Origin of the sequence: Marinospirillum minutulum DSM 6287 (assembly GCF_000422325.1) — a bacterium.
Taxonomy (GTDB): Bacteria; Pseudomonadota; Gammaproteobacteria; order Pseudomonadales; family Halomonadaceae; genus Marinospirillum; species Marinospirillum minutulum.
The window spans coordinates 183,267-201,022 of the sequence record NZ_AULO01000008.1; the positions used below are offsets into that span (position 1 = coordinate 183,267).

The window sequence follows — 17,756 nt, forward strand, 5'->3', positions numbered from 1 at the left end:
TTTACTTTCACTGACTAGACGCAAGCACTTAAGATGGATAAGCTTTAACCTAAACGTCAACAAGGGAAGGCACTGATGTCTAAATGGAAGAAAACCCTACCGCTTTTACTTTTGCTGCTATTAATTTTTCCGGCAACTTCGTCCACTTCTGCCTTTTTCAGCCGCCAGCTACCCATTAAACAACCTGATTTAAAAGCTAGGCAAATTTTTGCAGACAATTATTTAGTATTACGCCGTGGTGAACTAATCGATATTACAGCACCACTTGAGGCATTAAAGCATTACCCTCTAGCACCTTATTTACAGCAGCAGCTTTTTCGAAACCAGCTAGCCTATGGCGTAATTGATAAACAAGAACTAAGCAACTTTTTAGCTGCCCATCCCAATACCGCTTTTCAACAAAAGCTACAAGCTGAATGGTTAGAAGAGCTAGGTAAAACAAAAGACTGGTCTAGCTTTTTAATTGAAACAGCCAGCAACCCTAACCCACTTAATTCACGCTTAACCTGCTATCAAATAACTGCAGAAGCAAAAGTAACCGGCATAAGCCTGCAATGGATGGATAAAGCAGCCGATTACTGGCGTAACAACCAGCCTTTACCGACTAACTGCCAACAGCTAACCAAGCAATTAGATCAACTAGGCTTACTCTCTGCTCATGACTATCAGCAAACGGCATTAAAGCTTATGCGTGAAGGTCATACCAGTGCAGCTAGACTATTACAAAATAAGCTAGCTAGAACAGATCAACAATGGCTAGCTTTTTGGTTAGAAGCCAAGTCTAACCCTGCAAAAAAATTACGTGCATTAACCCAAAAGCGTTTAAGTTTAAGAGCCGACCTAGCCGTTAAAGATGAAGTGTTAACTCACCTGCTTAAACAAGATGCACGACGTAACCCAACCCAAGCTAACCAGCTAGCTAAACAACTGTTTACTCATCGCCAACTTAGCCAGCAAGCACTTTGGCAGCTAGATGAATACCTTGCTATTCGCTCGGCTTGGAGTAGCAATCATAAAAAAACTGCTCAACTGTTTGCCGCTATCCCTAGCAAACAGTTAACCCCTGAAGGGCATGAAAGCTATGCCCGTAGCCAATTACGCCAAGCTAACTGGTCGCAACTGCTTAAAATTATTGATGCTTTTCCAGAGGCACTTAAACAAAAAAACGAATGGGTTTACTGGCAGGCTCAAGCTTTAAATGAAACCAATCAAACTGCAGCAGCTAAAGCTCTTTTAAAGCCTTTAGCTAAAGAACGTCACTATTACGGTTTTCTAGCAGCACAACACCTAGGTTTAGAACCACAAATGAATGCACTAGAAACGCCCTTAGATACTAATTTAATAAACCAACTCAGGTACAATCCGGGCATAGAGCGTGCAGAAGAACTTTTCTTTACAGGCAACCTAGAAGAAGCAAGACAAGAATGGCGCTACACCCTAAGTAAAGCGCCGGTTGAAGATCAAATTCAAGCCGCTTGGCTAGCTAATCAATGGGGCTGGCATCACCTAAGCGTCGATGTCGCTCACCGAGCCGGATTAAACGATGCCGTTGAATTACGCTTTCCCTTAGCCCACCTAGAAACCCTACGACCTTTGGCAGAACAAGCTAACTTAGATTTACCGCTAGTTTTAGCCCTTATTCGTAAAGAAAGCCTTTTTAACCCCCAAGCCCGCTCCAGGGTGGGTGCACTGGGTTTGATGCAAGTAATGCCCGCCACAGGTAAGCAGGTTGCTAACCGCTTAAAGCTAGGCATAAAGCCAGAAGCAGACCTCCTAAAACCCGAGTACAACCTACCCATAGGGGTTAATTATTTAGGCGGTTTAATGCGACGCTATAATAATAATCCAGTTTTAGCTGCTGCTGCTTACAACGCAGGTCCAACCAAAGCCAATGCTTGGCAAAAAAGTTTAGGAAAAGAGATAAACCCACTTTGGGTAGAACGTATTACCTATGCAGAAACCCGTGATTATGTTAAAAGCCTGCTAGCTTTTCGAGAAGTTTATGCTTGGCGCTTAGCCCAGCAAGAAACCCTGCGCCAAGCGCAAATAAATTCATCTAGCCCACCTAAAGGCTAGTTTAATGAGTTGCACTTGAGAGTTGAATCCAGGATCTTTAGAGTTTTCTGATGTAATAGTTTTATTTGATGCAGCTGGGTTTACAAAAGCATGGAACAGTTATGGTGGCGATGCATTATAAAATACAATGTATCTAGCATTAAAGTGATCATTTTTTGGCTAAAATTTTCTACCGCCTCGTTATAACTAGGCATCAATACAAAGCTTTGATGTCTCTGTAAAAGTTTTCATGAGTACCAAGTACTATCAGCTCGAGTGTCATAATACTATCTTGGTAGCTATAGCCAAGTAGAGTAAGCTGCTTAACCATCTTGAACTTGTGAACACGTAAAAATAAGAGGTCACCTTTTTTTTGTTCTCCGATAAAAGGAGCTTCCATGATGACCTTGATAGCATTATCCAGATCACTTTTCTGATTTGCGTACAGCTTTTTAACCGCTTTTTTGAAGCTTGGTGTTTGTAAAACGCGGTTCACTCTAGCCAAAAGTATATTCCTCAAGCTTACCTGCTTCTTTTTCTGCTTGAGCAATAATGGCTTGTTTAACAAACTCGTAGGGAAGATCAGGATTATCTTCCATCATTTCTCCAATTTTTGCCCAATGCTCAATTTGCTTAGGTGTTGTTCTGCTAAAAGCCTTAGCCATTATGGAGGCTTTTTCTACGAGTGCTTGGTCGAGTCTGATACTTGCGGTAGACATGATTTTCTCCTTGTGTGTGGAGTTACAATTGTAGCGCTTCGCAACATTTGCAGCAAGTGGCTGCAAATATAGCCAAAGGTGCACTAAAAATGCTTAAAGCAAGCTGACATTAGAAATCCTATTTAACTATGCCACTACAGATAGTTTGATTAAATTTTAAACACAGGTAAATCAGTAAAATACTATGTTTCCCAACATTCGCATTATTCTGGTAGAAACCTACCACCCAGGTAACCTTGGTTCTACTGCCCGCGCCATGAAAACCATGGGCTTAACACAGCTTTATTTAGTTAACCCCGTTAGTTTCCCTCACCCAGAAGCAACCCAATTAGCCGCGGGTGCTGAAGATGTGCTTAATCAAGCCAGGGTTTGTGACAACCTACAGCAAGCCGTTAAAGATTGCTCATTAGTGATAGGTGCCAGTGCTCGCTTAAGGCATTTGGCTTTAACCAATTTTAACCCACGCCAAGCGGCAGAAGCTTTACAGGCAGAAAGCCAAGCCGGTGAAGTGGCTTTAGTATTTGGGCGTGAGCGCAGCGGTTTACACAATGACGAACTGGCTTTTTGTACCCACCAAGTCAGCATTGATGGCAATCCTGATTACAGCATTTTAAACATTGCTCAAGCCGTACAAATTCTGTGTTATGAAATTTTTAATGCTAAACCTACAACGCCTAGCAAGAAGGTTTTAGCGGCTGAACAATTGCCCAGCTTAGAAGCCATTCAAGGGTTTGAAGACCACCTAGCCAAAGCTTTAGCCGCCAGTGGTTTTCTTAATGGCGCTTCCGACCGTGCCTTAAAAGAGCTGCAAACTTTTTTTCGCCGAGCCAGACCCAACCAACATGAATTGGGTATACTGCGCAGCCTTGTCAGTCGCTTAGAAAAACAAGGCAACTTTTATTACCAACAACAAAAAGATAACCACAAATGACTTTCCATAACTGGCTAACCGTTGCTGCTTTTTGCTTGTTAGGTGCTGCCACGCCTGGCCCTAGCTTGGCGGTTATTTTGCGCCACACTATGACGGGTTCAAGGCGCAATGGTTTAACAGCAGCAGTGGCGCACGGTGCAGGTGTAGGCGTTTATGCTTTAGCGGTTGCTTTAGGGCTAGGGCATTTAATTGCCCAATACCCAGAAGCCTATCAGCTAATGACTTATCTAGGTGCGGCCTACCTAGCTTGGTTAGCCTTGCAAATGTTACGCAGCAGCACTAACAACAAAACCGAGGATGAAAACCAAATAATTCCTTCTGCCAGGGTTGCTTTGCGTGATGGTTTTCTGATTGTTTTTTCTAACCCGCAACTGATTATTATGCTGGCGGCGCTTTTTTCACAGTTTATTCAACCTGGGCAAAGTTATGCCCTAGGTTTATTGCTGGCTGCAACGGCATGGATAATAGACACCCTTTGGTACCTGCTTGTTGCCTTAGGTTTATCGCATTCTAGGGTTTTGCCTTGGCTAAAAACGCAGGTGGTATGGATTAATCGTATTAGTGCAGTCCTTCTATTTATATTGGTGATTCGCGTCCTCACGCTTTAACCCAACTTGCTAGCTAGGGTTTAGTTGCCCATAATTAAAGGAGTTTTTAAGTTACACAAAAAAAGGCAGGACACATGACAGATAAAAAAGACCCTATGCAGCCCGATGGGGAAGTTAATCCGATTGATACCGACTATCAAATTGGTCAAGACAACATAGCAATGCAAATTGGGCCTTTTGGGTTAGATATTCATAACCGAGTATTTTTAATATCAGGCCTAAGCATTATTGCTTTTGTGTTATTAACACTTATTTTTCAAACTCAGGTTGAGCCTCTTTTTAGCGGCTTACGCAACTGGTTAACCTCAAGTTTGGATTGGTTTTTTATTAGCGCTGCTAATATCTTTGTACTGCTTTGTATATTCTTAATCTTTTCTCCCTTAGGTAAGGTTCGTTTAGGTGGAACAGAAGCCACACCCGACTTTAGCTATTTAGGTTGGTTTTCCATGCTTTTTGCTGCAGGCATGGGTATCGGCCTTATGTACTATGGTGTATCCGAGCCTTTAACTCACTTTAGCACTTCGCTTGCAGGCACTAGCCTTGAAGATGGCTTGCGTACTGACTGGGCGCCACTTGGTGGTGCAATGGGCAATGCTGAAGAAGCCCGTCGCTTAGGTATGGCAGCAACCATTTTCCACTGGGGGCTTCACCCTTGGGCTATTTATGCCACCCTAGCTTTGGGTTTAGCTTTATTCTCGTTTAATAAAGGTTTGCCACTTACCATTCGCTCTATTTTCTACCCATTGTTAGGTGAGCGTGTATGGGGCTGGCCTGGCCACCTAATTGATATTCTTGCTATTTTAGCCACACTTTTTGGTCTAGCTACCTCTTTGGGCTTTGGTGCTTCACAGGCTGCTGCTGGTCTAAATTATTTGTTTGGTGTGCCAGAAGGCTCCACAACTGAAATTCTACTGGTGGTGGGTATTACTGCTATTGCTTTGGTTTCTGTCTTAGCTGGTTTAGAAGCAGGGGTTAAACGCCTTTCAGAAATCAACATGCTACTAGCCGTTACACTGCTTGTGTTTGTTATCTTGGTTGGCCCAACCCTTGCCTTGGTAACAGGTTTCTTTTCTAACCTGGTGGCTTACTTAGAATACCTACCTCAATTGGCTAACCCCATTGGGCGTGAAGACAGTAACTTTATGCAGGGTTGGACTACCTTCTACTGGGCTTGGTGGATTTCCTGGTCTCCTTTTGTAGGTATGTTTATCGCCCGTGTTTCACGTGGTCGTACCGTGCGTGAGTTTTTAATCTCTGTATTACTTATACCTTCCACTGCCTGTATTTTATGGATGAGTGTCTTTGGTGGTACAGGTATAAGCCAGTACCTAGCTGGCTTTACAGAAGTGGCTGACTTAGATTTACCACTACAGTTATTTGGTATGCTTGATACCCTGCCTTTAGCTCAAATCACCTCGTTTATTGGTATAGTGCTGGTGGTTATTTTCTTTGTGACCTCCTCTGACTCTGGCTCCCTAGTGGTTGATACCATTGCTGCCGGTGGTAAGGTTAATGCACCGACTCCACAAAGGGTGTTTTGGTGTACTTTTGAAGGCCTAATTGCCATTGCACTTATTTTAGGTGGTGGTTTGGTTGCCCTACAAGCCATGGCTGTATCAGCTGGTTTTCCGTTTACCCTGGTACTTTTAATGTCTTGTGTGGCACTTATTAAAGGACTCATGAGCGAACCAAGAGCTGTTTAATTAAGTTTGTATCTTTAGTTAAGAGGTAGGTGTTGTGGAAATAGAGCAGATAGAAGTTCTAACTTTTTTAAAGCAACACCCGCCTTTTAATGAATTACCCGAAGAAACGCTGAACTGGGTAGCCACACAAATTGAAATTAGTTATTTCAAAGCCGGTAGCCAAATTCTAGCCTTTGAACAAGAAATTGACGCACTCCACCTAGTACGCAGTGGTGCTGTTGAAGTTTTTCGGCGTAATGGCGACCTTTATAACCGCCTAAGTGAAGGTGGTTTATTTGGGCAGTTTGGCTTGTTGCGCCATGGCAAAGTTCGTTTTCCAGCCCAAGCCTTAGAAGATACGCTGGTTTATTTAATTCCAGTTGCTGTTTTTAATCAGCTATTTGAAGAACACGAAACCTTTGCAGATGCGGTAGAAATTGAAGACCGCACCCGTTTACGCCAAGCCATATCCCGCCACGAAGATGCCAACGAGCTACTATCGGAACGTGTTGGTCGGTTAATCAAACGTGAGCTAGTTACCCTAGATAAAAACGCCAGCATTCAAGATGCTGCTAAGCACATGACTGAGCAGCGGGTTTCCTGTTTATTAATTACTGAACCCGACACCCTTAAACCTGCAGGTATTCTTACTGATAAAGATTTACGCATTCGTGTACTAGCTACAGGTGCCGATCTAACCCAGCCAGTCAGCGAGTTTATGACTACTGAGCTATTAACCATTGAACATAACCAAATGGTTTTTGAAGCCATGCTGTTAATGCTGCGCTTTAATGTTCATCACCTACCCGTTATAAAACAAGGCAAGCCTTTTGGCGTAATAGCTGTATCTGATGTTATTCGTTATGAATCACAAAACAGCCTGTTTGTAGTTGGTAGTATTTTTCGACAAAACACCCCTGAAGATTTAGCTGCTTTAGCGCCCGATCTACGTGCCAGTTTTATTCGTATGGTTAATGAAGATGCCAACTCCCACATGATAGGCAGCGCTATGGCAGTGATAGGTCGCAGTTTTAAACAGCGCCTACTTGAGCTGGCAGAAATAGCGTTTGGTCCACCGCCTATTCCCTATTGTTTTTTAGCCCTAGGCTCTATGGCAAGGGATGAACAGTCCCTCGTTACCGACCAAGACAACGCCTTAATTTTACACGACACTTTTGACCCAGACCTACACGATGAGTATTTTAAAAAGCTAGCTACTTTTGTTAGTGATGGGCTAGCTGCTTGTGGCTACACCTACTGTACTGGCGATATTATGGCAACCAACCCACGTTGGCGGCAGCCTTATAGAGTGTGGCAAGAATATTTTTCTAATTGGATAGAAAAGCCCACGCCTGAATCCTTACTACACAGTTCTATTTTCTTCGATTTAGATGGTGTGTGGGGCAAGGTAGAATGGGCAGATCAGCTCAATGACCGTATTTTAAGGCTAACTAAACGCAACCCACGCTTTTTAGCCTGTATGGCACGTAATGCTTTAAACCGCACGCCACCTTTAGGTTTTTTTAAAGGCTTCGTAATGGAAACCGACGGCAAGCACAATAATTCTATTAATATGAAGCGCCGTGGTACAGCGCCTGTAGCTGACTTAATTCGTGTTCATGGCCTTGCTATAGGTTCTAAAGCACAAAACTCTTTTGATCGTTTGGAAGATATTATTGCGGCCAATATTCTACCCAAAGGGCGAGGGCAAGATTTACGGGATGCTTTAGAGCTTATTTCTATTGTTAGAATTCGTCATCAAGCAAAAGCAGCAGAGCTAGGTGAAGAACCAGACAACAATGTTGCACCCGATAACTTATCTGATTTTGAAAGAAAAAATCTTAAAGATGCTTTTCAAATTCTTAGTCATGCACAAAAGTTTTTAAGGTTTCGTTATCCCATGCACTAGGGTCAATCAGCCGCCTAAGGTGAACCTATGTTTTATTTAGACCCAAACAAGCAACAAGAACTTGCTACCCAAGATTGGCCACAAACTTTTGCTCGACTAAAAGAAGAAGCCAAAAATCCACTACTTAAAGCTTATTATGCAGCGGGTGTAGTCAGTGGCGACACCCCTTTAAGCCAAGTACCATTTTTGTCGATAGATATAGAAACCACCGGCCTTTGTCCTAAAAAGAACGGCATACTTAGCCTTGGCGCTGTGCCCATGAGCTTAGAACGTATTCGCTGTAAAGAAGCCAGGCATTGGTTTGTAAACCCACGCACTAAAGTGGGTGATGCTTCTATGGTAATTCATGGCATTACTCACTCACAAATTGCTGCCGCACCCGATTTACAAACCATTATGCAAGAAATGCTGGCACTTTTTGCTGGCAAAATACTGGTTGTGCATTGCCGTAGCATTGAACGAGGCTTTTTAGACGCAGCATTTAGAACTCGGATTGATGAAGGCTTAGAATTCCCTGTCGTTGATACCATGGAATTAGAAGGACGGCTGTACCGCAAAAAAACACTCAGCTGGTGGGATCGTTTATTAGGCCGCAAGCCAACCTCCATTCGCCTAGCCGCCTGCCGTGAACGCTACGGCTTACCTAACTACCACCCCCACGATGCACTCACCGATGCGCTGGCTTCTGCCGAATTGCTACAAGCACAAATAGCCCACCACTATTCACCTGACACCCCCTTAAAAGAAGTGTGGAAATAGATAAATATCAAGATGCGACAGCCTGCCACCTTGGTTGCATCTCTCCAACATGAGACTATCCTAATTGATGTGAGCCAATATATTTACAAATTCCTTCATCAGTTAGGAGCAGGCTATGGAGCTCGACCCACTTTTGCTGTCGCGCATTCAATTCGCTTTTGTTGTGTCTTTCCATGCTATTTTTCCGGTGTTCACCATCGGTTTAGCATCCTATATAGCCTTATTAGAAGGCCTATTCTTTAAAACCAAAAACCCCGCTTGGGAGCGTTTAGCTAAGTTCTGGACGCAAGTGTTTGCGGTGGTTTTTGGTATGGGCGTAGTGTCCGGTATTGTTATGTCTTTCCAGTTCGGCACTAACTGGAGTAACTTTTCCTATGCTACGGCAAACTTCTTAGGCCCAGTGCTTAGTTACGAAGTGATTACCGCCTTCTTCTTAGAAGCGGGCTTCCTTGGCGTTATGCTCTTTGGTCGTAACAAAGTTCCTAAGGGCGTGCATTTATTTGCGGCCTGTATGGTTGCCTTAGGTACCTTTATTTCTGCCTTCTGGATTCTCTCGGCCAACAGCCTCATGCAAACACCGGCTGGTCTAGAGTTGCGTGGTGAAATTTACCATGTTGCTAGCTGGGCTGAAGCGCTTTTTACTGCCTCTTTTTTCTATCGCTTTTGGCACATGATCGTCGCTTCTTTCTTAACCGGTGGTTTTGTAGTGGCGGGTGTTAGTGCATGGTTCTTGTTAAAAGGCCGTGAAGTTGAAGCCAATAAAAAAGCCCTTTCTATGACCTTATGGTTGTTGCTGATTATTGCACCCGCCCAGTTATTGATTGGTGACTTTCATGGTCTTTCTACTTTAGAGCACCAGCCTACTAAAGTGGCCGCTATGGAAGGTAACTGGGAGCGTGGCACGGGTGTACCGTTAATCTTGTTTGCTATTCCTGACCAAGAAAACGAGAAAAACCACTTTGAAATTAAAATCCCTAAGTTAGCCAGTTTAATTCTAACCCACGATTCTGAAGGTGAACTGCCTGGTTTGCTTGATGTTCCTGCTGAAGAGCGTCCACCTGTATTTATTGTTTTCTGGGCTTTCCGCATCATGGTGGGCTTAGGTGTGCTAATGATAGGTTTTGCTTTTGCAGGCTTATTCCTTAGAGCAGGTGGTCGTTTTGCTTCTTCCTCTTGGTACCTTAAAGGGCTAGTAGCTATGAGTTTATCGCCCTTTATTGCCGTGGTTGCCGGTTGGTTTGTAACCGAAGTAGGGCGTGCGCCTTGGTTGGTTTATGGGTTAATGACGCATGCCGAAGGCTTAACACCTTCCTTAACCGGTGGCATGGCACTTTTCACTTTAATTGGTTATATCCTTGTTTATGCAGTGATTTTCAGCGCCGGTGTTTATTACCTTATGCGTGTTTTCCAAGCGGGTATAGAAGCAACGGATGACGATATAGAAGTAGAGTCGGACCATGCTAAACGTCCATTATCTGCAGCGCATGTACCTTTTGAACAAGGAGATAAGGCATGAGTGAACCCGTCTTTGACCTAACCCTAATTTGGGTCGGTATCATAGGTTTTGGCATCATTATGTATGTGCTGCTAGATGGTTTTGACCTAGGCCAAGGAATACTTTTCCCCTTTGCGCCCGATGACCAAGCCCGTGATGTAATGATGAACTCTGTAGCGCCGGTTTGGGATGCTAACGAAACTTGGTTAGTGCTAGGTGGTGCTGGTTTATTAGCCGCCTTCCCGCTGGTTTATTCAGTCTTTTTGCCTGCCTTGTATATAGGGGTGTTCCTTATGTTGGCAGCGCTAATTTTCCGTGGCGTGGCGTTTGAATTCCGTTTTAAGGCCAACAAGTCTCGCTTCTTATGGAACTGGGCTTTTGCAGGTGGTTCTTTTATTGCTGCCTTTGCTCAGGGTGCTGTAGTGGGTACTTATATCCAAGGTTTTGAAACTGAAAACTTTCGTTATGTAGGCGGTGCGCTAGATTGGCTAACGCCCTTCACCGTTTTGACAGGTGTTGGCTTGGTGGCTGGTTATGCACTTTTGGGTAGCACTTGGTTAATTCTTAAATCAGAAGGTTATATTCAGGATTGGGCTTATAAAATTACCCCACGCTTGTTGTTAGCCGTGTTGGTTATCTTTGGCATTATTGGTGTTTGGTCACCGATGATTGATGATTTCCTAAAAGAGCGCTGGTTCTCTGGTGTAAGCCTGCTTTGGGTATTACCACTGATTACCTTGTTCTTTGCGGGCTGGGTTTACCGTGCGGTTAAAAAGCGCCAAGAAGGTTTCCCTTTTGTGGCAACCCTTGGTCTGTTTATTTCAACCTTTGTGGCGTTAATCTTTAGTAAGTGGCCCTATGTTGTGCCACCTAACTACACCTTCTGGGATGCGGCTTCAGCCCATGAATCTCAGTTGTTTTTATTACTAGGTTTACTCTTTGTGGTTCCTTTTATACTGATGTATAGCGCTTGGAGCTACTGGGTATTCCGTGGCAAGGTGAAAGCAGGAGTTGGCTATCACTAAGCCCAATAAGGCAAGGCGCAACCGTGAGTGGTTGCGCCACCTAGCCTCAGCAGAAAAAAAACCTTTATTAGCCACTCGCTTGCTGGGTATGGCACAAACCCTAGCAATTATGGCGCAGTTAGCTTTAATGGCTTGGCTTATTAATGAAGTCATCGTTAACCAACGCCCTTTAGCTGAAATTCTATCTGGCTTTGTTGGCTTGGTTTTCTTGCTGCTGCTTAGGTCCGGTTTGCAAATCTTGCAAGACTTAACCGGACAAGCCGCCGCTAACCGTATTCGTTTAACGGTTCGTCAAACGCTTTTGCAACAACTGGCTTTATTAGGCCCAGTTCATCTAACCAATGAGTCTGCCGCAGGTTTAAGCAGTCAATGGTTAGAACAGGTTGATGCACTACAAAACTATTTTGCACGCTACCTACCCCAAATGACCCTTGCGGTTATTTCGCCCCTATTTATTCTAATGCTTACCTTCTACCTCGATTGGGTAGCCGGTTTATTTTTACTGATTTCTGCACCCCTGATTCCCTTATTTATGGCTTTGGTCGGTATGGGTGCTGAACGCCTTAATCAGCAGCACTTTGTGTTATTAAAACGTGTTTCTGGCCAATTTTTAGATAGCGTGCGTGGTTTAACCAGCTTGCAGCTGTTTGGTTTAAGCAAGCAAGCGACTCAAGATGTTGCCTATGCTGCCGACGAATACCGCCGCATTAATATGCGTACTCTTAAGCTGGCATTTTTATCTTCCGCTGTTTTAGAGTTTTTCTCTTCTGTCGCTATTGCTGCCGTGGCTATGTATATCGGCTTTGGTTTATTGGGTTATATCAATTGGGGGCCAGCGGCAGATTTAACCCTATTTAGCGGTTTACTTATTTTATTAATGGCGCCTGAGTACTTTCAACCACTCAGAGTTTTAGCGCAGTTTTACCACGATAGAGCATCGGCTTTAGGCGCTGCGGATAGCTTGATCGATTTGTTAGAAGCTCAGCCTCACAGCCAGCCAAGCACTTCTGCTGAAAATAAAACAGTTAGCTCAGACAGTTCGCTTGTTTTGGAAGCCAAAGATATAACCCTAAGTTACCCAGGGCGTGGGCAGGTTTTAGCGCCGACTAGCTTTAAACTAGCCAAGGGTGAACTGCTCTTAATTACTGGGCGAACTGGAAGCGGTAAATCTTCATTACTGCATTTAATTGCTGGTTTTATGCAACCCAGCAGCGGTCAGTTATTAGTGAATGGAAAAGCAGCCGGTAGCGAAGCCTTAATTTGGATGCACCAACAAGCCTTTATTATTAATGCCAGCTGGGCAGATAACTTACGCTTAGCCGCCCCCCATGCCAGTGAAGAAGCCTTATTAAAAGCCGTTACAGCAGTGGGTTTAGCACCTTTATTAGCCCAACAAAAAGACGGATTAAATACTCTACTCTTAGAAAGAGGCAAAAGCCTTTCTGGCGGACAAGCGCAGCGCTTAGCCTTAGCTAGAGCCTTATTAACACCTTCGCAACTGGTGCTATTAGATGAACCCACTGCTAGCTTAGATGCACGCAGCCGTAAGCAAATTTATGCCACGCTTGAAGCGTTAAAAGCCCAAGGTTGTACTTTAATTATCGCCAGCCACGAACCAGAATTAGAAGCCTTTGCTGACCAGCGCTTAGAATTGACAGACCAACACCTAGCACAGCCCACAGGAGTTGCTCATGCACCCGCTTAAGCCTTGGCTAAACCTTATGTTACAGGATAAAAAGCGCCTATTGATTGGGGCTTTTTTACTGCTGATTACCTACCTTTCTGCTATAGGTTTACTGGCACTCTCGGGTTGGTTTATTACTGCTACCAGTGTAACCGCCCTAGCTTGGGCGGCAGGCATTGCCATTAATTTAGATATTTATAGCCCAGGTGGCGGCATACGTTTTTTTGCTTTATCACGCACGGTAGCTCGCTACACTGAAAGGGTTTACAACCACGATACAGTGTTACGTTTACTCGCAAAATTGCGTACCCGCCTGTTTAAAAACCTAACCCTTTTAGATGACCAAACTGCCGCTAAATTTCGTGCTTCGCAATGGGTAAACCGCTTAATTACTGATGTTGATACCCTAGATAATCTTTACCTAAGACTCTTAGCACCGCCTTTAGTGGCTTTATTAACGGTTATTCTGCTGGTGGGCTTTTTAGCTTTCTTTCATTTGCAATTGGCCGGTTTAGCCGCGCTGATGCTTTTACTTACTTTGGGCATTAGCACTTGGGGCATGGCGCAAGCGGGTAAAGCCGTTAGTTACCGCTTAGTTGCCCAGCAAGAAGCACAACGTAGCTTGTTGGTTGAACAAATTGAAGGTTTAGGCGAACTGCAAGCCAGCCATAGTTTGGCAAATCACCAAACACAATTAATCACTGCCCAACAAACAGAAATGCGTGACCAACAACGACTTCAGCAGGTGGCAGCTTGGGGCGCTGGTTTACAAACCCTGTTACTCCAATTAATGGCTGCAGCTTGTTTACTACTGGCTGCTGAAGCTTATCAACAAGGCTGGTTAACTGGCCCGATGATGGTGCTTATTCCCTTAGCCCTGATGGCTTTACAGGAAGTCTTCTTAAACTTACCTGCTGCTTTTGCAAGCTATGGTGCCACCCTTGCTGCGGCACAACGTTTGAATAAAACTGAAAGCTTACAAAGCCATTTAGTTAGCCCTAGTCAGCCACAAGCATTACCATCGAACTCTACCCTTCCCTACAGTCTGCACTGGCAAAATATTGGTGTAAAACTAGGTAATCAGCAGGTGTTTAATAACATTAACCTGAGTCTTAAAGCCGGTGAAAAATTAGCATTGCTGGGTGAATCCGGTTTAGGTAAAAGCACCCTAGCCCGTTTAGCCGCCAGATTAAGCGACCCACAAGCCGGTGAAATGCTAGTAGAAGCAGACGGTAAGCAGGTGAATTTAAAAGATTTAAGCCTCGCTGACTGGCAAGCGCAAATTGGCTACCTAACCCAGCAGTCAGATTTATTCGCCACCTCAATAGCAGAAAATCTTCGCCTAGCCAAAGCCGAAGCTACCGATGCCGAGCTTTGGGAAGTATTAGAACTGGTCGACCTTAAACAAGAAGTCAGCGATTTTCCACAAAAGCTAAATACTTGGGTAGGCGAAACTGGCCGCCAGCTTTCAGGTGGGCAAGCAAGGCGCTTAGCTTTGGCAAGAGTGATTCTAAAAGACCCCGCAGTGGTTATTTTAGATGAACCTTTTAGTAGCCTAGACCGAGCCACCCAAGCCGTTATTCGCCCAAAACTGGATGCCTGGCTAGCAGGGCGCACAGCCTTGCTCTTGGCCCATGACTTGAACGCCTTACCAGCCAGTGATCGGCACATTTACTTACAAGACCTACAAAACAATGTGTTGTTAGGCTAGCAACAAACTTTTGCTGAACAGGCTATACTGGTTCGTTTTATCGCCTAGTATTTGTTGGAGTAGGAAATGGCTTTTCGTTTTCGCAATAGCATCCGCATTGCACCGGGTATTCGCCTTAATCTTGGCAAACGTGGTGTGAGTGTTTCCGCTGGTGTAAGGGGAGCAACCGTTACTGCTGGCAGTAAAGGTGTTTATGGCAATCTAGGGCTTCCAGGGACAGGCTTGTCTTATCGCACCCGCCTAGATAAAAGCGTTAACCAGCGCAAACGTGCCGAGCAAGAAGAAAAACGTCAAAACCGTTTAGAGCGACAGCAAGTTGCTTTAGAAAACAACCCTGACCTAGCCGAACTTACCTTAGACCTAGACGAGAAAGGTAACCTACTTTTAAGCACTGCAAATGGAGCGCCTTTAGCAAATGAAGAAAGGCGCAAACTCCTACTTAACTTCAATGCCGAAATTCAAGAATGGCTAGAAGAGCAAATGGAAATAATTAATGGTGATATCGACCTACTGGTTAACCCTCATCTCGATATTTTAACGCCAGATACCACCTCGCTTCGCCACCAGATAGAGCCTTTTCCTGAACCTCACCCTGAACAACCAAAGTTTGCAGAAGCCCCTAAAGCGCCTGTAAAACCAAATGCACCAGAGCTTACTTGGAAAGATAAAATTATTCCTGGGCGTAAAGCTAAAATTCTTACTGAGTGGCAAGCCCAAGTGAAAGCTTGGCAAGAAGCCTACCAAGCCTGGGAAGCAGAAAAAGCCCGTTTAGAAACAGAACAAGCAGAACCCCGAGCAGCCTACCAAGCAGAGCTAACCGCTTGGCGCGAGCGCAAGCAGGTTCATGATATTGAACAAAGAGAATTAGCCGATACTTTTGCTGATCGCCTAAAGTCAGATACCCAAGTAATGACCGAAGTATTAAAAGCTGAACTCAATGCCTTAGATTGGGCTAGAGAAACGCTAATCGACTTTGAGTTAGATGAAAGCGGCAAATATTTAAAGTTAGACGTTGATTTACCAGAAATTGAAATGCTACCCACCCAAGAAGCACGTATGGGTGTACGCGATTTAAGACTGGTAATTACCGACAAGAGCGCCACCCAAATTCGCCGTGATTATGCGCGTCACGTGCATGGCGTGGTACTACGCATTATAGGCACGGCTTTTCACACCCTGCCTAGCCTAGAAGAGCTGGTTATTTCTGGCTACAGCCAACGACCTAACCCAGCCACTGGCAAGATTCAAGATGACTACCTTTTTGCCGCAAGGGTTAAACGCACTGTGTTTGCTGAAATTAACTTCCACAACCTAAAAGAAGTAGATCCAGTCATAGCACTAGAGCGGTTTGAGCTGGTTAGAAACATGAGTAAAACAGGTATTTTTCAACCCATAGAGCCTTTAGATAACTAAATGGGGCCTAAAGTACCTTTTATTTTACCTAGTTTAGCAAAGTCAGCAGGCGTATTAACTCGCCTGCCTTGAATGACCTCTGTGGGGTGTTTTGCTGATTTAAGCAGCATAACTTCAAGAATTTCACCCTGCTTACCCACCTCTGTAACACAAGCAACAAAGCCACCACTGTAAACCACACGACTGGCTAAAGGGCGTAAACCAAAATGTTGCACAAAGTAGCGCAGCATAGGTAAATCAAACCATTGCTGGTGTTTATGCACCCACTTGTAGGCATCGCGCCAACGCATAGCTGGGTCGTTATAACCATGAACCAAGCAATCTAACACCTTGCATACCGCCACTAGGCGTGACAAAGCATCAAGTTTTTCTTGCTTAAGCCCTCGAGGATAACCAGAACCATCAAGCCGTTCATTGGCATTCACTAATAAAGACTCACCAATAGAAGGCGGAATCCAACGTAAAGCAGTAGCTGCCCTAAGCAGTTGAATTTGGTTATGCTTCATTAGTCTTAGTTTTTCTGCAGGCAGCTTTAATGGGTTAAAACAAGGCTGCTCACTAACAAACAGTTTGCCTAAGTCATGTATTAATAAAGACATCATTACAGGTAATTCCATACCGCGACGAATACCCATTTTAAATGCCAAAGGAAAACAATGACTAATTACCCGCAGGGTATGCAAAATAACTGGATTAATAGCTGGGTAGGACTGTTGTAAAGCAAGCCGAGTGGTATTGCCATGAGTATCCAAGGCTTCTATAAACTCTATAGCCAAGGGTTTAAATCTATTTGCTTCTAGCTTTTGATTCATTGCCAGCAACAAGGCTTGAAGTGCTAGCTGGTCAGCCAAGGCTTTAATTTTTAGCTGAGCAGCCTTAGGGACTATTCTATCGGTAATGGAGGTAACTTTGCTTCTTTGATGTGCTTTTTTCGGCTGATTCGTTTCACCGACATCAAAAAGGCTAGATTTATGCTTAACAGTACGCTCTACATTACTTAACCTAGCTACTTCTCTTTCTATTTCAAAGGCATAGTGCATAAATGCCTTTTCTTCTTGCAAGCTTTCATGTTGAAAATGACAGCCAACCAAAGCATATAAAAAGCTATTTTGCGGCTGTAAATAGGTCATTTCAAAAGGCGTGGTTAGTGTTTTGCCATTAGGAAAAGTAATAGTAATACGCAAGGGTTGTTCTAGTGGACGAAGTAGGTGCAAAGCCAACTGAGGAGACAGAGCAACCCGACAACCACCAGCAGAATAATCTTCTAACCTACCTGAAATTGTTAGGTTATCTAGGTGTAGACTTACCGGCAGAACTAGGTGAGTACCTAGGTAAATACGGAAATATTCACGGTTAAATACTTTAGTAAGCTGCTTGGGCATTTCTAAGATTAAAGTAAGTTTATCTTCACCAAGTTCAGTATACAGCACCGCTAAGCTATTACTTTCATGTAGCAGGTTACGGTGCTTAGTTACTAGCCGAAATAAAGACCAACCTGCCCAAGTATTAATTTCTTTGTTATCCCCACGCAACTGAACTTTTAAGCAGTTTTTTTCTCGATCAACCACCAAGCGTGAAATATTAACTGGCTCAGCAACAGCCTCTTGGTTGTCGTTTACCAAAGGTTGCAGCCTCATACCCTGCTGCGAGCTTGCTGCATCTAATACTCGCTTAAGCACTAAGCCCGTTAAGCTATCAGAAATCATTTTTTTCTTTTGCATTGAACTACTTACCCAATTACCCAACTAAACTAAGACTAAGGGAA

General features: G+C 44.0%; 14 protein-coding genes. 11 read left to right on the forward strand and 3 right to left on the reverse strand.

Going from position 1 to position 17,756, the window contains the following annotated elements; translation table 11 throughout:
* Positions 1–75: 75 nt before the first annotated feature.
* A complete protein-coding gene (locus H571_RS0100915; protein WP_027847660.1) occupies positions 76–2,076 on the forward strand; it encodes a lytic transglycosylase domain-containing protein in 2,001 nt (666 codons plus the stop codon).
* A 193-nt stretch (positions 2,077–2,269) separates the two neighbouring features.
* Here the strand turns inward: H571_RS0100915 and H571_RS0100920 are convergent, their stop codons facing one another.
* Complete coding sequence (locus H571_RS0100920; RefSeq protein WP_027847661.1) at positions 2,270–2,560, reverse strand: type II toxin-antitoxin system RelE/ParE family toxin; 291 nt, start codon at positions 2,558–2,560, stop codon at positions 2,270–2,272.
* The gene (locus tag H571_RS0100925; RefSeq protein WP_027847662.1) at positions 2,553–2,774 is read right to left on the reverse strand and encodes a TA system antitoxin ParD family protein; all 222 of its coding nucleotides are present in this window, start codon (positions 2,772–2,774) and stop codon (positions 2,553–2,555) included. The genes H571_RS0100920 and H571_RS0100925 overlap by 8 nt, the downstream gene beginning before the upstream one ends.
* A 184-nt stretch (positions 2,775–2,958) precedes the next feature.
* On the opposite strand from H571_RS0100925, the gene H571_RS13745 reads away from it, so the two are divergent.
* The 10 genes from H571_RS13745 to H571_RS0100975 all read left to right on the forward strand — a co-directional run bounded on the left by H571_RS13745 (position 2,959) and on the right by H571_RS0100975 (position 15,991).
* The gene (locus tag H571_RS13745; RefSeq protein WP_051168046.1) at positions 2,959–3,705 is read left to right on the forward strand and encodes an RNA methyltransferase; all 747 of its coding nucleotides are present in this window, start codon (positions 2,959–2,961) and stop codon (positions 3,703–3,705) included.
* Complete coding sequence (locus H571_RS0100935) at positions 3,702–4,313, forward strand: LysE family translocator (RefSeq protein ID WP_027847663.1); 612 nt, start codon at positions 3,702–3,704, stop codon at positions 4,311–4,313. Before H571_RS13745 ends, H571_RS0100935 begins: the two co-directional genes overlap by 4 nt.
* 74 nt (positions 4,314–4,387) lie before the next feature.
* A complete protein-coding gene (locus H571_RS0100940) occupies positions 4,388–6,016 on the forward strand; it encodes a BCCT family transporter (protein WP_027847664.1) in 1,629 nt (542 codons plus the stop codon).
* Positions 6,017–6,050: 34 nt separating this feature from the next.
* Positions 6,051–7,904, forward strand: coding sequence for a DUF294 nucleotidyltransferase-like domain-containing protein (locus tag H571_RS0100945; protein WP_027847665.1), 1,854 nt, complete (start codon positions 6,051–6,053; stop codon positions 7,902–7,904).
* 27 nt (positions 7,905–7,931) lie between these two features.
* Positions 7,932–8,663: a 3'-5' exonuclease gene (locus tag H571_RS0100950; protein WP_027847666.1), complete on the forward strand. Its 732-nt coding sequence runs from the start codon at positions 7,932–7,934 to the stop codon at positions 8,661–8,663.
* Positions 8,664–8,778: 115 nt separating this feature from the next.
* Positions 8,779–10,179 (forward strand): cytochrome ubiquinol oxidase subunit I, encoded by a 1,401-nt coding sequence (locus H571_RS0100955; protein WP_027847667.1) that lies wholly within the window; start codon positions 8,779–8,781, stop codon positions 10,177–10,179.
* A complete protein-coding gene (cydB, locus tag H571_RS0100960) occupies positions 10,176–11,183 on the forward strand; it encodes a cytochrome d ubiquinol oxidase subunit II (RefSeq protein WP_027847668.1) in 1,008 nt (335 codons plus the stop codon). Before H571_RS0100955 ends, cydB begins: the two co-directional genes overlap by 4 nt.
* Positions 11,170–12,888: a thiol reductant ABC exporter subunit CydD gene (gene cydD / locus H571_RS13750; RefSeq protein ID WP_245562299.1), complete on the forward strand. Its 1,719-nt coding sequence runs from the start codon at positions 11,170–11,172 to the stop codon at positions 12,886–12,888. The genes cydB and cydD overlap by 14 nt, the downstream gene beginning before the upstream one ends.
* Positions 12,875–14,578 carry a thiol reductant ABC exporter subunit CydC gene (gene cydC, locus H571_RS13755; RefSeq protein WP_036217038.1) on the forward strand — a complete coding sequence of 568 codons (1,704 nt, stop codon included), beginning with the start codon at positions 12,875–12,877 and terminating at the stop codon, positions 14,576–14,578. Before cydD ends, cydC begins: the two co-directional genes overlap by 14 nt.
* A 66-nt stretch (positions 14,579–14,644) precedes the next feature.
* Positions 14,645–15,991, forward strand: coding sequence for a DUF4236 domain-containing protein (locus tag H571_RS0100975; RefSeq protein ID WP_027847669.1), 1,347 nt, complete (start codon positions 14,645–14,647; stop codon positions 15,989–15,991).
* Here H571_RS0100975 and H571_RS0100980 read toward each other — a convergent pair.
* A complete protein-coding gene (locus H571_RS0100980; protein ID WP_027847670.1) occupies positions 15,988–17,712 on the reverse strand; it encodes a PilZ domain-containing protein in 1,725 nt (574 codons plus the stop codon). The genes H571_RS0100975 and H571_RS0100980 overlap by 4 nt on opposite strands.
* Positions 17,713–17,756 lie beyond the last annotated feature (44 nt).

What these genes read in the sequence shown, in the direction of transcription:
- H571_RS0100955 (WP_027847667.1), top strand. Translation starts at nt 8,779, where the DNA reads ATGGAGCTCGACCCACTTTTGCTGTCGCGCATTCAATTCGCTTTTGTT.
- cydC (WP_036217038.1), top strand. Translation starts at nt 12,875, where the DNA reads ATGCACCCGCTTAAGCCTTGGCTAAACCTTATGTTACAGGATAAAAAG.
- H571_RS0100915 (WP_027847660.1), top strand. Translation starts at nt 76, where the DNA reads ATGTCTAAATGGAAGAAAACCCTACCGCTTTTACTTTTGCTGCTATTA.
- H571_RS0100925 (WP_027847662.1), bottom strand. Translation starts at nt 2,774, where the DNA reads ATGTCTACCGCAAGTATCAGACTCGACCAAGCACTCGTAGAAAAAGCC.
- cydB (WP_027847668.1), top strand. Translation starts at nt 10,176, where the DNA reads ATGAGTGAACCCGTCTTTGACCTAACCCTAATTTGGGTCGGTATCATA.
- H571_RS0100950 (WP_027847666.1), top strand. Translation starts at nt 7,932, where the DNA reads ATGTTTTATTTAGACCCAAACAAGCAACAAGAACTTGCTACCCAAGAT.
- H571_RS13745 (WP_051168046.1), top strand. Translation starts at nt 2,959, where the DNA reads ATGTTTCCCAACATTCGCATTATTCTGGTAGAAACCTACCACCCAGGT.
- H571_RS0100980 (WP_027847670.1), bottom strand. Translation starts at nt 17,712, where the DNA reads ATGCAAAAGAAAAAAATGATTTCTGATAGCTTAACGGGCTTAGTGCTT.
- H571_RS0100940 (WP_027847664.1), top strand. Translation starts at nt 4,388, where the DNA reads ATGACAGATAAAAAAGACCCTATGCAGCCCGATGGGGAAGTTAATCCG.
- H571_RS0100975 (WP_027847669.1), top strand. Translation starts at nt 14,645, where the DNA reads ATGGCTTTTCGTTTTCGCAATAGCATCCGCATTGCACCGGGTATTCGC.
- H571_RS0100935 (WP_027847663.1), top strand. Translation starts at nt 3,702, where the DNA reads ATGACTTTCCATAACTGGCTAACCGTTGCTGCTTTTTGCTTGTTAGGT.